Source organism: Actinosynnema sp. NPDC059797 (genome assembly GCF_042732085.1).
Lineage (GTDB): Bacteria > Actinomycetota > Actinomycetes > Mycobacteriales > Pseudonocardiaceae > Actinosynnema.
This window is the reverse complement of record NZ_JBHWIE010000081.1, coordinates 13,738-27,141: the sequence shown is the minus strand read 5'-3', so window position 1 is coordinate 27,141 and position 13,404 is coordinate 13,738. Positions and strand designations below refer to the sequence as shown.

At 74.0% G+C, this 13,404-nt stretch carries 13 protein-coding genes; 2 read left to right on the top strand and 11 right to left on the bottom strand.

Going from position 1 to position 13,404, the window contains the following annotated elements:
• From ACFV4N_RS20225 to ACFV4N_RS20205, 5 genes are all read right to left on the bottom strand, one after another.
• Positions 1-455 (bottom strand): beta-ketoacyl synthase N-terminal-like domain-containing protein (locus ACFV4N_RS20225; protein WP_499674095.1); only part of this gene is annotated, 455 nt, incomplete at its 3' end.
• A gap of 46 nt (positions 456-501) precedes the next feature.
• The gene (locus ACFV4N_RS20220; RefSeq protein ID WP_499674094.1) at positions 502-1,575 is read right to left on the bottom strand and encodes an aminomethyl transferase family protein; all 1,074 of its coding nucleotides are present in this window, start codon (positions 1,573-1,575) and stop codon (positions 502-504) included.
• Between the two features lie 7 nt (positions 1,576-1,582).
• Positions 1,583-2,062 carry a 3-hydroxyacyl-ACP dehydratase FabZ gene (gene fabZ, locus ACFV4N_RS20215; RefSeq protein ID WP_499674093.1) on the bottom strand — a complete coding sequence of 160 codons (480 nt, stop codon included), beginning with the start codon at positions 2,060-2,062 and terminating at the stop codon, positions 1,583-1,585.
• Positions 2,059-2,358 (bottom strand): acyl carrier protein, encoded by a 300-nt coding sequence (locus ACFV4N_RS20210; RefSeq protein WP_499674092.1) that lies wholly within the window; start codon positions 2,356-2,358, stop codon positions 2,059-2,061. Before ACFV4N_RS20210 ends, fabZ begins: the two co-directional genes overlap by 4 nt.
• A 41-nt stretch (positions 2,359-2,399) precedes the next feature.
• Positions 2,400-3,146: a 3-oxoacyl-ACP reductase family protein gene (locus tag ACFV4N_RS20205; RefSeq protein ID WP_499674091.1), complete on the bottom strand. Its 747-nt coding sequence runs from the start codon at positions 3,144-3,146 to the stop codon at positions 2,400-2,402.
• A gap of 140 nt (positions 3,147-3,286) precedes the next feature.
• Between ACFV4N_RS20205 and ACFV4N_RS20200 the strand changes: the two genes are divergently transcribed.
• Positions 3,287-4,933: an FAD-dependent monooxygenase gene (locus ACFV4N_RS20200; protein WP_499674090.1), complete on the top strand. Its 1,647-nt coding sequence runs from the start codon at positions 3,287-3,289 to the stop codon at positions 4,931-4,933.
• Positions 4,934-5,024: 91 nt separating this feature from the next.
• Here ACFV4N_RS20200 and ACFV4N_RS20195 read toward each other — a convergent pair whose 3' ends face one another.
• Positions 5,025-6,500, bottom strand: coding sequence for an AfsR/SARP family transcriptional regulator (locus tag ACFV4N_RS20195; RefSeq protein WP_499674089.1), 1,476 nt, complete (start codon positions 6,498-6,500; stop codon positions 5,025-5,027).
• Positions 6,497-7,714 carry a macrolide family glycosyltransferase gene (locus tag ACFV4N_RS20190; RefSeq protein WP_499674088.1) on the bottom strand — a complete coding sequence of 406 codons (1,218 nt, stop codon included), beginning with the start codon at positions 7,712-7,714 and terminating at the stop codon, positions 6,497-6,499. Before ACFV4N_RS20190 ends, ACFV4N_RS20195 begins: the two co-directional genes overlap by 4 nt.
• Positions 7,715-7,974: 260 nt before the next feature.
• On the opposite strand from ACFV4N_RS20190, the gene ACFV4N_RS20185 reads away from it, so the two are divergent.
• Positions 7,975-9,084, top strand: coding sequence for a DegT/DnrJ/EryC1/StrS family aminotransferase (locus tag ACFV4N_RS20185; RefSeq protein ID WP_499674087.1), 1,110 nt, complete (start codon positions 7,975-7,977; stop codon positions 9,082-9,084).
• 57 nt (positions 9,085-9,141) lie between these two features.
• On the opposite strand, the gene ACFV4N_RS20180 is transcribed toward ACFV4N_RS20185, so the two are convergent.
• The 4 genes from ACFV4N_RS20180 to ACFV4N_RS20165 form a co-directional block, all read right to left on the bottom strand.
• A complete protein-coding gene (locus tag ACFV4N_RS20180; protein WP_499674086.1) occupies positions 9,142-10,536 on the bottom strand; it encodes an NDP-hexose 2,3-dehydratase family protein in 1,395 nt (464 codons plus the stop codon).
• Between the two features lie 18 nt (positions 10,537-10,554).
• On the bottom strand, positions 10,555-11,121 hold the full coding sequence (locus ACFV4N_RS20175; protein ID WP_499674085.1) for a dTDP-4-dehydrorhamnose 3,5-epimerase family protein: 567 nt from the start codon (positions 11,119-11,121) through the stop codon (positions 10,555-10,557).
• Positions 11,122-11,200: 79 nt separating this feature from the next.
• The gene (locus tag ACFV4N_RS20170; RefSeq protein ID WP_499674084.1) at positions 11,201-12,172 is read right to left on the bottom strand and encodes an NAD-dependent epimerase/dehydratase family protein; all 972 of its coding nucleotides are present in this window, start codon (positions 12,170-12,172) and stop codon (positions 11,201-11,203) included.
• Between the two features lie 2 nt (positions 12,173-12,174).
• On the bottom strand, positions 12,175-13,401 hold the full coding sequence (locus ACFV4N_RS20165; RefSeq protein WP_499674083.1) for a methyltransferase domain-containing protein: 1,227 nt from the start codon (positions 13,399-13,401) through the stop codon (positions 12,175-12,177).
• Positions 13,402-13,404: the final 3 nt, after the last annotated feature.

Sequence of the window (13,404 nt, the reverse complement as noted above, 5' to 3'; positions counted from 1 at the left end):
GCCCGGCCGACCGCGTTGCCGCCCGCCGCGCACGGGGTCGAGACCAGGATGCGCGGGCCCGCCATGCCGAGCTTGCGGGCCACGACGTCACCGGTGGCGTGCATGGGCTGGTAGCCGCCCGCCGCGGTCGGCGTGGCCTGGCACTTGCCCAGGACCAGGCCGAACCGCTCGGCGGGGAGGTCGCCCAGCGCGGCCTGGGCCACCGCCTGCCTGGCCGCCACGAGGGCGAGCCGGGCCGTGCGGTCCAGCCCGGCGTCCTCGGCCGGCAACTGCCCGTCGATCCACTCCTCGGGCACCTGGCCCGCGAACCTGGCCTCGAACGCGGCGAACCTCTCGTCGGCGACGGCGGTGATGCCGCCCTCGCCCGCGGTGAGCCGCGCCCAGAACTCCTCCGGGTCCCGGCCGACCGCGCAGATCACCCCGAGACCGGTGATGACCACTGGGCGCAGCGCCATGCTTGCTCCTCCTCGCGACCCCGGACCGCGACCCGGGGGTACCGGATCAGATGATCGGGGTGCTCCAGCTCTTGGGCGTGACGTACGGGCTCGTCAGCGTGGTCACCTCGGTGTCGCCGACGGTCAGCCGGAGACCGGCGGCGGCCAGGTCCGGCGTCAGCCGCAGCAGGCCCAGGGTCGACTTCAGGCCGATGCTGCGCACGGCGTGCACGACCTCGCCGATCCGCTCGCCGTCGACGGTGACCGGCGTGCCCGGCGCGGGCACCTCGTCGCCGCCGGAGAAGCCCACCGTGCGGCGCTCGGCCTTGCCCTCGAACGCGGCCACCACGGCGTCGCGCCCGACGAAGTCGTCCTTGGTGATGTCCACGAGCCACCCCGCGCCCATCTCCAGCACGTCCACGCCCTCGCCCGCCTCGTGGCGCACGACCGGCTGGCGCACCTCCAGCATCGCCAGCTCCACGGCGTGCTGGCCGGCGGGCACGGCGTGCTCCAGGGCCTTGGCCCACAGCCGCTCGGCCGACTCGCGCGGCACCAGCGCCTTGTAGCCGTACTCGCCGGTCACGCCGGTGCGGGCGAAGACGATGTCCACGCCGTCCCACTGGGTGTCCGCGACGGACTCGAACGGCAGCGCGGCCAGCTCACCGTCGATCAGCCGGCCCACCACGCCCCACGCGTACGGGCCCTCCAGCCCGAAGAGGGCGTGCTCGGCGGTGCGGTCGGTGATCTCCACGTCGGGCCCGGCGTGCGCGCGCAGGTGCTCCAGCAGGCGGGTGCCGGCGCCGGTGGAGGACTCCAGCAGCAGGCCGTCCTCCCGGCCCCACACCACGACCTGGTCCACGACGGCGCCGTCCTCGGCGAGCACCAGGCTCGTCATGCAGCGCTCGGCGGTCAGGTACTCCACGTCCCGCGCCAGCACCTTCTGCGCGAAGTCGGTGGCGCCGCCGCCGGAGATCTCCACGATCCGCTCGCCGGACAGGTCCAGCAGGGCGGCCCGCTCCCGGATCGCCTCGTACTCGGCGTCGAGCGCGCCGAAGCCCAGCGCGACCTCGGCGTCCAGGACGGTGCCGTACTCGGTGCCCTCGGGGTGCGCGGACCGCACCGGCGACGTCAAGGGTTCCATTGTCGTGTCAGACCTTTCCGGTAGGGCTGGTGGCAGCCGGGTCGGCGATGGTGATGGTGCCCTCGGCGGCGACCTGGCCGTCGACCCTGGCGCTCACCTTGAACTCGCTGAAGCCGCGTCCGCCCGCCGTGCGGTCGGCGGTGAGGACGAGCTGGTCACCCGGCACGACGGGGCGGCGGAACCGCATCGACCGCACGCCCGCCAGGTAGCCGATGGGTCCCGCGCCGGCGAGCGCGAACACCACGCCCGCCAGCTGGGCCATCGCCTCGACGAGGATCACGCCCGGGAGCACGGCCGCGCTCGGGAAGTGCCCCTGGAACCACAGCTCGGTGGCGGCGACGTTCTTGATCCCCACCGCGCCGATGCCCGGTTCGACCTTGTCGACCCGGTCCAGCAGCAGGAAGGGCCAGCGGTGCGGCAGGATCTCCCGGAGCTGGTCGTTGGTCAACGGCTTCCCCGCGCGCACGGGCTCCCGGGTCGCGGTCATGCCGAACGGGTCTGCTCGGCCAGGGCCGGGTTGACGTGGTCGGCCAGGCGCGAAACCGAGCCGAACACCGACATGTCGCTGTCGTAGAGGGCGACGCCGAACTCGGCCTCGATCGCCACGTACAGCTCCAGCACGTCGAGGCTGTCCAGCTCCAGGCCGCGGCCGAACAGCGGCTGGTCGTCGGTGATCCACTCGGGTTCGATCGGCAGGTCCAGCCGCGAGACGATCATCTTCTTGATCTGGGCGCACGTCTCGTGGCGGGCAGCCGCCGTGGCGCGCAGTTCGTCGAGGGTCACGCTTCTCCTTCCGTCCGCTGGGGTGCTCGCGGCTCGATGGGTCAACCGAGCCCGCCGCCGTTGGCGACGAACGTCTCGCTGGTGATGTAGGAGGCCTTGTCGGAGGCCAGGAACGTGACCAGGTTCGCGATCTCCTCCGGCCGGCCCATGCGGCCGAGCCGGATGCGCGAGGCGTAGCCGTCGCGGAGCTTCGCGGGGATGACCCGGGTCATGTCGGTCTCGACGAACCCCGGCGCGACCACGTTGACGCGCACGCCGTGCGGCGCGGCCTCGTAGGACAGCGCCTTGGTGAACGCGATGATCGCGCCCTTGGAGGCGACGTAGTTGGTCTGCCCGGGGAAGCCGCCGTCGAGACCGCTGGCGGAGCTGAGGGTCACGATCGCGCCGCGCCGCTGGTGCTGCATGATCCGCATCGCCTCGCGGCAGGCCAGGAAGGTGCCGTGCAGGTTGATGTCCATCGTCTCGCGGAAGGTGTCGCTGCTCATCGCGACGAGGTGCCGGTCGCGCGTCACGCCCGCGCTGGTGACCAGCACGTCGAGCCGGCCGTGCTCGGAGCGCACGGAGCGGAACAGCTCGCGCACCGCGTCCTCGTCGGTCACGTCGGCCCGCACCGCGCTGGCGCTGCCGCCGTCCTGCTCGATCCGCGCGACCAGTTCCTTCGCCTGCTCCTCGGAACGCGAGTAGTTGACCACGACGTGGACGCCGTGGGCCGCCAGGTCGACCGAGACGGCCCGCCCGATCCCACGCGACCCGCCGGTGACCACGGCGACCGATCCTTCGGCGAACATGGCGCCTCCCCACGTTGTCCAAGGCTTGCCCGACCGCGCCCGTCGTTCGGCACAACCGTACTGACCTGCGACTTCAAGGCTCTATCACTTCGATATCCGCCTCCTTGACGCCCCCGCGGCCATGTCGCACGCTCCTTCGCATGGCTGACTTCGAGGTCGACGTCCTGATCGTGGGTGGTGGCCCGGTCGGCCTCGCCGCGTCGATCGAGTGCTCGCGGCACGGGTTGACGTCGCTGCTGGTCGAGCGGCACGAGGGGACGTCGATCTTCCCCAAGGCGCGCCTGGTGTCCACCCGCACCATGGAGCTGGTGCGGGCGTGGGGCCTGGCGGACGAGGTGGAGCGCGTCGGCCTGCCGCGCGAGGACAGCCTGGCCGTGGGGGTCGGCTCGTCGCTGACCGCGGCCGACTTCCACCGCGAGGTCGCGCCCATCGCCGAGGACGCGCCGCACAGCCCCACGTACACCTACATCTGCGCGCAGGACGAGTTCGAGGTGGTGCTGCGCGCGGAGGCCGAGCGCCTGCCCGGCGGCGACGTCCGCTTCGCCACCACGCTCACGTCCCTGGAGCAGGACGGGTCCGGTGTGGACGCGGTGGTCGAGTCGGCGTCCGGCGTCGCCTCGGTCCGCGCCCGCTACGCCATCGCCGCCGACGGCGGGCGCAGCACCGTGCGCGACCGGCTGGGCATCGGCGTGGAGGGCCCGCCCCCGCTCGGGCACATGATCAGCATCATGTTCGACGCCGACCTGGTGCCGCTGCTGGCCGACCGGATGTGCGCGCTGTACTTCATCCGCAGCGAGATCCCGTGCGCGGTGGAGGCGGTGGACAACCGGCGGCGCTGGATCATCCAGACCGGGTACGACCCGGCGGAGGGTGGCAGCGAGGCCGACTTCACGCCCGAGTTCTGCGTGCGGGTGGTGCGCGAGGCCGTCGGCGTGCCGGACCTGGACGTGGAACTGGTCGGCGTGATGCCGTGGCTGCAGCAGGCGGTGACCGCGACGCGGTTCCGCTCGGGCCGGGTGTTCCTGGCGGGCGACTCGGCGCACGTGTCGACGCCGCAGGGCGGGTTCGGCATGAACTGCGGCATCCAGGACGCGCACAACCTGGTGTGGAAGCTGGCGGCGGTGCTGTCGGGCGTGGCGGGCGAGGCCCTGCTCGACACCTACGACGCCGAGCGCCACCCGATCGGCGAGCGCACCGTCGGCGAGAGCCTGATCAACGCCCTCATCACGTTCCGGATGATGGAGGGCGAGCTGTCCATGAAGGAGGCCATCGGGCTGCAGGCGGGCCGCCGCAGCTGCGAGGGCCTGGTCCTCGGCTTCCACTACGACTCGGCGGCCGTCGTGCCGGACGGCACCGCCGCGCCGGCGCCCGACGACCCCTACCGGACCTACGTGCCCACCGCCCGGCCCGGCCACCGCGCGCCGCACGTGCCGCTGACGCGGAACTCGGCGGAGGTGTCCACCCTGGACCTGTTCGGCCCGGGGCTGACCCTGCTCACCCCGGCCGGCAGCGGCTGGGCGCAGGCGGCGGAGGAGGTCGGCGCCCGGACCGGGGTGGGGATCACGGTGGTCGAGGTGTCGGACGACACCGAGGTGTCGTCCGAAGGTTCCACCGCCGCGGTGTCACCGGACCAGGTGGTGTCGCCGGACTGGGCCTCGGTCTACGGCGTGGGCGCGGCGGGCGCGGTGCTGGTGCGGCCGGACGGGCACGTGGCCTGGCGCACCACGGCGCCGGCGGCGGTGGACGCGTTGACCGCGGCGGTGGACGCGGTGCTGGCCCGCGCCTGAGCGGTGCGTGCCCGGCTGGCGCCACGCCGCCAGCCGGGTACGGTCAGGCCGGGCAGCGATCGGGCCAGGCAGCGATCGGGCCAGGCAGCGGTCAGGCGGGCACACCGGCCAACCTGCGGCGGTCCAGGCGGCGCGGCGCGGCGCGGACACCGGCCGCCGCGCGGCGCAGCGACAACGGGAACCCGTCGGCCGAACCGACGATCCGGCGGGCCTCGCCGCGTTCCTCGGCCACCCAGTCGTGCCCGAGCAGCATGGTCAGCAGCTGCCACGACTCCTCCAGCCGCAGCGGTTCCACGAACGCCCGGTGCGCACCCTGCCGGGCGACCAGCTCGTCCATCGGGTGCCTGCTGGTGACGATGACCCTCGCGTGCGCCCCGCCCGGCAGCAGCGGCCCGACCTGGGCGTGGTCCACCGCGCCGTCCAGCACCACCAGCACGCGCCTGCGGGACACGGTGCTGCGGTACAGCGCGACCTTCTCCCCCGGGTCGTCCGGGATGGACGCCACCGGCACGCCCAGCGCGCGCAGGAACCGGTCCAGCACGGCGGCGGGCGGCACCGGCCGGCCGAAGTCGTCCACCAGGTCGGCGTGCAGCTGCCCGTCGGGGAACCGGTCGAGGTGCCGGTGCGCCCAGCGCAGCGCCAACGCGGTCTTGCCCACCTCGCCCGGTCCGGTCAGCACGGCCGCGCCGGGCACGTCCGGGCCGGGGGCGAGGGCGACGTCCAAATCCGCCAACTCGGCCGACCGGCCCGCGAACGGCAGGACCTGGCGCGGCAGCTCGGCGGGCGGCACGGCCCGGACCTCGGCGCGGGCCGGGGCGAGCAGCGCCGGCGCGTCGCGCAGGACCTGCTCGTGCAGCTCGCGCAGCTCCGGTCCCGGTTCCAGGCCGATCTGCTCGACCAGCACCCGCCGCGCGTCCTGGTAGGTGCGCAGCGCGTCGGCCCGCCGGCCGGACCGGTACTGGGCGAGCATCAGCTGCGCCCGCGCCCGCTCGCGCAGCGGGTGCTCGGCCACCACGGCGGCCAGCTCCTTGCCGACCCGGTGGTGCAGGCCGAGCCGCAGCTCCAGCTCGGCGCACGCCTCCACCGCGTCCAGCCGCGCGGACTGGAGCCGCACCGCCTCCGCGCGCAGGCCGGGCAGGTCCTCGAACGGCACGCCGCGCCACAGCCCCAGCGCCTCGCGGAGCAGGGCCACGGCGCCCGCCTCGTCGCCGCCCGCCGCGCGCACGTGGGCCCGGCCGACCATCCCGTTGAACCGCGGCCAGTCCGCCGCGTCCTCGTCCAGCCTCGCCACGTACCCGGGGCTCGCGGTGTCGATGGCGCGGCCCGCCTCGCCCAGCGCGCGCCGCAGCCGGGACACGCAGATCGCGACCTGGCCCCGCGCGCTGGCCGGCGGGTCTCCGTGCCACACCGCCTCGATGAGCCGGTCCACGCTGACCACGCGGTTGGCGTCGACGACCAGCCGCGCCAGCACCGCGCGCTCCCGGGGACCGCCCACCCGCTGCTCCACGCCGCCGTGCAGGACCCTGATCGGGCCCAGCACGCCGAACTCGACCGGGCCGGGGCTCAACGCGACCGGGCCAGGTGCTGCTCGACCTCGTCGGTGGCGCGCGTCGTGCCGCCCGCCTCCGCGACGGCCTTGCGCATCAGGTCCGACCGGGCCGCGATCCCCGGGTCCCCGAGCACGGTCGTGATCGCGTCGACCAGCGCGTCGGGGGTCAGCTCGGCGGGGTCGAGCACGGTGCCGAGGCCGAGTTCGCGGACCCGCCACCCGGTCGGCCGGTCGAGCGCGGCGCCCGGCACGCACACCATCGGCGTCCCCGACCGCAGCGCCTCCATCACGGTGCCCATGCCCGCGTGGGTGACGCACAGGGCGGCGTGGTCCAGCACGGTCACGTGCGGCACGAAGTCGTGCACCTCGACGTTGGGCGGCAGGTCGCCGAGGGCGGCCCGGTCGACGCCGCCGCCGGTGGTCATCACGGCGTGCCACGGCCGGCCGCGGAACGCCTCGACGCACGTGCGGAAGAAGCCCTCGTCCTGGTTGAACACCGCGCCCAGCGACACCAGCACCACGGGCAGGCCGTCGGCGGGCGGTTCCCACGACCCGAGGAAGCCCCGGTCGCCCACGCACGGCCCGACGAACGCGAACCGCTCGTCGAAGGTGTCGCCCGCGTACTGGAACTCGCGCGGCACGGTGACCAGGCTCAGCGGCGGCACCTCGAACCACACCTCGTGGGGCGCGGCGTCCACCCCGTAGCGGGCGCACAGCGCGCCGATGCGCGCCATCGTGGCGCCCACCCACCCGGGCATCTCGCCGGGCCGCTGCGGCGCGGGCCGCCCGGCCGAGGACTCGGGGTTGTACATGGCGTTGAGGAACGAGAAGTGCTCGTTGGAGGCGAACACCGGGATCACCTGCACGGCCGGGACGTCCCAGTGCCGGGCCAGCACGCGACCCGCGTAGAGCACCGAGGTGTCGTAGACGACGCAGTCCGGCCGGTCGTCGCCCAGCTCGGCGGTCGCGGTGGCGAGCATGGCCTCGCTCTCGTCGAGCAGCACGCCCATCAGGTAGCCGGGGTCGTTCGCCACGAGGGCGAAGTCGGCGTCGCGGTAGCGGGACGGGTAGGTCACGGCGGTGGCGCCGGCGTCCGTGACGACCTCCGCCATGCTCGGCGCGGTCAGGTAGGTGACCCGGTGCCCGCGCTCGGCCAGTTCGGTGACCACCGCGAGGTTCGGGATGACGTGCCCGTGGTCCGGGTGGCACAGGAAAAGAAAATGCCGCGACATTTGTCGTCCTCGTCCCGATGGATGTGCGGAAAATCCGGCGATCGTGCCGGGAGCGCCGTCACCGTAATTCCCCCGGAAGCGAGCCGGCCACCCCTATGACCCCTACTTCGCCGGCCACCCGGCGCTGAACCGGACGGACCAGCGAACGTTCGGCCAAGAAGACCAAAGCAACCGCCCTGACCTGGATAGTTAGGGGTTACCCCCTAACCAGGGGCCCGACCTAGGCTGACCGGGAAGCCGACCTGTGGAAAGGGTTGCCGATGGCCACGCTCGTCTGGGACTACTCGCGCGAATACGAATCGGAGCGCGAGGACATACTCGACGCGGTCGAGACCGTGTTCTCCTCCGGCCGGCTCGTCCTCGGGCCGAGCGTGTCGTCGTTCGAGGCGGAGTTCGCCGCGTACCACGGCGTCGCCCACTGCGTCGGCGTGGACAACGGCACGAACGCGCTGCGCCTGGCGCTCCAGGCGCTCGGCGTGGGCCGCGGCGACGAGGTGGTCACGGTGTCCAACACCGCCGCGCCGACCGTGCTGGCCATCGACGCCGTGGGCGCGACGCCGGTGTTCGTCGACGTGGACCCGGACACCTACCTGATGGACGTCGAGCAGGTGGCCTCGGTGATCACGCCCCGGACCAAGGTCCTGCTGCCGGTGCACCTGTACGGCCAGTGCGTCGCCATGGACCCGCTGGCGGAGCTGGCGCGGCGGCACGGCCTGCTGGTGCTGGAGGACTGCGCCCAGGCGCACGGCGCGCGCCACGGCGGCCGGGTCGCCGGGTCGATGGGCGACGCCGCCGCGTTCTCCTTCTACCCCACCAAGGTGCTCGGCGCCTACGGCGACGGCGGCGCGACGATCACCAACGACCCGGTGGTGGACGCGAACCTGCGCCGCCACCGCTATTACGGCATGGAGAAGACGTACTACGTCGTGGAGACCCCCGGGCACAACTGCCGGTTGGACGAGGTGCAGGCGGAGATCCTGCGCCGCAAGCTCACCCGGCTGGACGACTACGTCGCGGCCCGGCAGGCGGTGGCCGCGCGGTACGCGGCGGCGTTGGCCGACACCGACCTGGTGCTGCCCGCGACCGCGCCCGGCAACACGCACGTGTACTACGTCCACGTGGTGCGCCACCCGCGGCGCGACGACATCCTGGAACGCCTGAAGGCCCACGACATCCACCTGAACATCAGCTACCCGTGGCCGGTGCACACGATGACCGGCTTCGCGCACCTGGGTTACGCCCGGGGGAGCCTGCCGGTGACCGAACGGGTGGCCGACGAGATCTTCTCGCTGCCGATGTACCCGTCCCTGCCCCAGGACACGCAGGAGCGCGTGGTCGACGCCCTCAAGCAGGTGCTGGCCACCCTGTGACCGCGACCGGGGCGGGCGACGGCGCCCGCCCCACCCGGACCCGTCGTGCGCCCGCCCTCACCGGCGCGGGATCAGGCTGCGCAGGCAGAGCAGCAGGCTGCGGGCCTGGATGTTGACGTAGAAGCTGTGCCGCAGCAGCTCCTCGTACTGGTGCAGGGTCAGCCACCGGTACTCGGGGTCGTCCGGTGCGACCTCGGCGTCCGTCTCCACGACCACGTACCGGTTGCGGGCGCCCAGGAACCGGCCGCCCTCCTCGGACAGCACGGCGTCGAAGCGGACCTTCGACGAGGTGAGCACCTCGTCGAGGAACCGGGGCCGCACCGGCAGGTGCTCGTAGGTCTCGGGCACGCACTGCACGGTGGGCGCCAGCTCGGTCACGTCGGCGTAGCCCGCCTCGGTGCGGGCGTGGGTGAGCACGTGCAGCACCCCGCCGATCTCCTTGACCAGGAACGCGATCACGCCCGTGCCGACCGGTTCGACCATGGGCTGGGACCAGGCGGCCACCTCCCGCCCGCCGGCCCGCACGTCCACGCCGACGACGGTGAAGAACCGGCCGCCGCGGTGGGCGATGACGCCGTCCTCCCGGGTCCAGTCCGGCAGCCCGGCCAGCGGTCCCAGGGCGACCCGGAGGTCGGTGCGCGTGCGGACCTCGGTGATCCAGCTCAGCACGTCGCCGATGGTGTGCACGCCGGGCGCGGCCGGGTCGGCGGACCGGACCAGGGCTTCGGTGAAGGGGTCGACCGCCGCGCCGGCCAGGGCCGCGCCGCCGCCGGGCAGGCAGGCGAGCACCGTGCGGGTGTCCATGTTCACCAGGTCCGGCACGGCCATCAGCCCCGCGACCTCGCCGAGGGTGAACCAGCGGAACCCCTCCTGCGCCTCCACCTCGCCGTCGACCTCGACGACCATGTTGCGGTTGCGCTTGCGGTAGAACCACGCGCCCTGCTCGGACTGCCGGATGTCCACCAGGACCCGGTGGGCGGAGGTGTCGCGGAAGTGCTCCAGGTACGGGATGGGCTTGCCGCCGTGCACGCGGGTGTAGTTGCTGCGGGTGGCCTGCACGGTCGGCGAGAGCTGGAGGCCGTTGGGGTTGCCCGGTTCCTGCTTGGCCTGCATCAGGCAGTGCAGCACGCCGTCGACCTCGCGCACCAGGATGCCGAGGATGCCGATCTCCGGCTGGTTGATGATCGGCTGCGACCAGTGCGGCACGGGCGCGCCGGGCAGGTCGACGGCCAGCGACTCGATGCTGAAGAACCGCCCGGTGCGGTGCCGCAGGTTGCCGGTGCCGGGTTCGGTGACCCAGCCGTCGAGGTCGTCCAGCGGCACGCGCTCGACGCGCATCCAGGTGCGCTCGGCGATGTGGGCGAACCAGGCGTGCGCGGCGTCGGCGTCGCGGGCGGCGAGCATCGACTCGGCCAGGCGCGTCTGGGTGGGACGGCGGGTGGGCGCGGTCACCTGGTGGCTCTCCTCGGCTCAGGCGGCGTGGACCGGCAGCAGCCCGGCGTCCCGCGCGGCGGACAGGCCCGGTGCGACGCGGTCGCGTTCGGACAGCACCGCGTCCGCCGGGATCGGCAGCGCCAGGTCCGGGTCCAGGATGGACACCGCCAGCTCGTCGGTGGGGTCGTAGGCGCGGGACAGCAGGTAGTGGACGGTGGAGTGGTCCTCCAGGGCGAGGAACGCGTGGCCGAGGCCCGGCGGGAGGTAGACGGCGCGGAAGCCGTCCCCGGCCAGCTCGACCGAGTCCCACGCGCCGAAGGTCGGCGAGCCGACCCGCAGGTCCACCACGAGGTCCAGCACCCGGCCGCGCGAGCACGTCACGTACTTCGCGCAGCCCGGCGCCCTGCGGGCGTAGTGGACGCCGCGGGCCACGCCGCGCCGGGAGACGCTGGCGCTCGCCTGGGCGACGGCGAACAGCGGCGCGCCGACGGCCTCGGTGAACACCTCCTGCTGGAACGGGGAGACGAACAGACCGCGGTCGTCCGGGAACACGTCGGGCTCGAACTCCCAGGCTCCGCCGACGGCGAGTTCACGGGCTTTCATCGGCAACCTTCCGTCCGCCGGGACGGAGATCAGCGTGCAGCGGCCCGAACCGCCTGGTCAACAAAGGTAGGGGGTACCCCTATGGGGCACTTAGGGGTGGTCTGCTCACACCCTCCACTCCGGACTGTACCAGCGCGGTGACGGTCCGCGACACCCCTTCCGCCAGCGGGACGCGGGCGCGCCAGCCGATGGCGCGGGTGAGGGCCGCCGGGTCGGCGACGAGGCTGCGGAAGTCCAGCGGGGTGGCGTGCGCGGGCGGCGGCACCGACCGCACCGGCACGGCCGGGCGGCCGGTGTTCCGGGCGACGGTCGCGGCGACGAGTTCGAACAGCGCGCGAACCGATACCCCGGCGCCGGAGCCGACGAGCCACGCCCGCCCCGCCAGCCGGTCGGCGTGCGCCACGGCCGCCGCGAACGCCTCGGCGACGTCCTCGACGAACACCAGGTCGCGCTCCATGTCCCCGGCGCCCCACACGGTCAGGGGCTCGCCGGCCAGGGCGCGTCGCGCCATCGCGGTCACCACGCCCCGGTCCGGCGAGACCGTGCCGGGGCCGAACACGGTGGGCAGCCGCAGGGAGCAGCCGCCCGCGTCGAGCACGACCCGCTCGGCGGCGCACTTCTGCCGGTCGTACTCCGACTCGGGGTGGTCGGGCTCGGTGCCGTCGACGCGCTCCGGCGCGCCGGGGCCCACCTGCGAGGTGGAGCCGGCGAACACGACGGCCGCGCCGGCCGCCGCCACCGCCTCGGCGACGACGCCGACGTTGACCCGGGCGGCGTCGGCCGCGTCGCCCTCGGCGACCCGCCACGTGCCGCCGCCGGTGAACAGCACCAGCGGCAGCACCACGTCCGCTCCGGCGACGGCGGCGGCCACCGCGCCGGGCCGGGTGAGGTCGGCGGCGACGACCTCGGCCGGGAACGGCGGCGCGCCGGGGGCGCGGGCCACCACCCGCACCCGCGCGCCCGCCGCCGCCAGCCGGGCGGCCACCGCGGACCCGACGAAGCCGGAGCCGCCGAGCACCGCGACGCGCGTGCCGGCCAGGTGCCGGGCCACGCTCACACCACGTGCACGTGGGGCACGTACAGGATCCACTTGCCGCCCGACTCCCGGAACGCCGTCTCCTTGGCCATGATCTCCTCGGCGTGGTTCCAGGCGAACAGCAGCGCGTAGCCGGGGTAGGGGTCGGCGAAGGCGGCGGGCGGGCGCACCGGGATGCGCGAGCCGGGCGCCAGCCGGTGCTGCTTGGCGGGCGTGGTGTCGCTGATGAACTCGACCAGGTCCGGTCCGATGCCGCACAGGTTGGTGACGGTGGCGCTCTTGGCGGTCGCGCCGTAGCCGACCACCCGCTCCCCCTTGGCCTTCAGCTCCTCCAGCAGCGCCAGGAGGTCGGCGCGGATGGTGCGGATGCGGTCGCCGAACGCGTCGAGGGTGGCGCGGTCGTGCAGGCCGCGCTCGCCCTCCTCGGCGAGCAGGGCGGTGACGGCGGCGGAGCGGGCGCGGGCGCCGGGCAGCGCCAGGGTGTAGCGGACCTCGCCGCCGTGCACGGGCAGGCGTTCGACGTCGACCAGCTCCAGGCCGTGCCGGCGGGCCATGGCGTCCACGGAGGTGGCGCTGAACAGGAAGAAGTGCTCGTCGTAGATCTGGTCGAACGAGGTCTGCCCGACGATGTCGCCGAGGTAGGGGTCCTCGAACACGAACGCGCCGCCGGGCTTGAGCAGCGCCACGACGCCGCGCAGGATCGAGTCCACATAAGGGATGTGGCAGAACGTGTTGGCGGCGTAGACGAGGTCGGCCGGCCCGTCCTGGTCGCGGATGGACAGCGCGGTGGACTCCTCGAAGAAGTCCTTGCGGACCCGCACGCCCGCCTCGGCGGCCAGGTCGGCGACCGCGCCGGACGGTTCCACGCCCAGGTGCCGCACGCCCGCCCGCGCCACGGTGCCCAGCATGGTGCCGTCGTTGCAGCCCAGCTCGACCACGAACGGGTCCTCGCCCGCGAGCTCGGTGCGGAGGAACCGCTCGGCCAGGGCGCGGAAGTGCTCGCGCATCACCGCGGACCCCTGCGACAGGTAGGGGTAGTCCTGGTGGAACATCCGCTCCCTCGGGACCTCCTCCATCAGCTGCACCATCGAGCAGTCCGCGCACGCGCCCACGGCGAGGCGGTAGGTGAACTCCTCGGTGGTGTCCTCGGGCAGCCGGAACGCGTCCGACAGCGGCTGGGTGCCGAGGTCGACGAACTCGGTGACCGTCCCCGCGCAGACGCGGCAGGTCGACTGGTTGGGCATGGG

Excerpts from the sequence above, each read along its gene's own strand:
- ACFV4N_RS20220 (WP_499674094.1), bottom strand. The coding sequence starts at position 1,575 with ATGGAACCCTTGACGTCGCCGGTGCGGTCCGCGCACCCCGAGGGCACC.
- fabZ (WP_499674093.1), bottom strand. The coding sequence starts at position 2,062 with ATGACCGCGACCCGGGAGCCCGTGCGCGCGGGGAAGCCGTTGACCAAC.
- ACFV4N_RS20205 (WP_499674091.1), bottom strand. The coding sequence starts at position 3,146 with ATGTTCGCCGAAGGATCGGTCGCCGTGGTCACCGGCGGGTCGCGTGGG.
- ACFV4N_RS20200 (WP_499674090.1), top strand. The coding sequence starts at position 3,287 with ATGGCTGACTTCGAGGTCGACGTCCTGATCGTGGGTGGTGGCCCGGTC.
- ACFV4N_RS20190 (WP_499674088.1), bottom strand. The coding sequence starts at position 7,714 with ATGTCGCGGCATTTTCTTTTCCTGTGCCACCCGGACCACGGGCACGTC.
- ACFV4N_RS20185 (WP_499674087.1), top strand. The coding sequence starts at position 7,975 with ATGGCCACGCTCGTCTGGGACTACTCGCGCGAATACGAATCGGAGCGC.
- ACFV4N_RS20175 (WP_499674085.1), bottom strand. The coding sequence starts at position 11,121 with ATGAAAGCCCGTGAACTCGCCGTCGGCGGAGCCTGGGAGTTCGAGCCC.
- ACFV4N_RS20165 (WP_499674083.1), bottom strand. The coding sequence starts at position 13,401 with ATGCCCAACCAGTCGACCTGCCGCGTCTGCGCGGGGACGGTCACCGAG.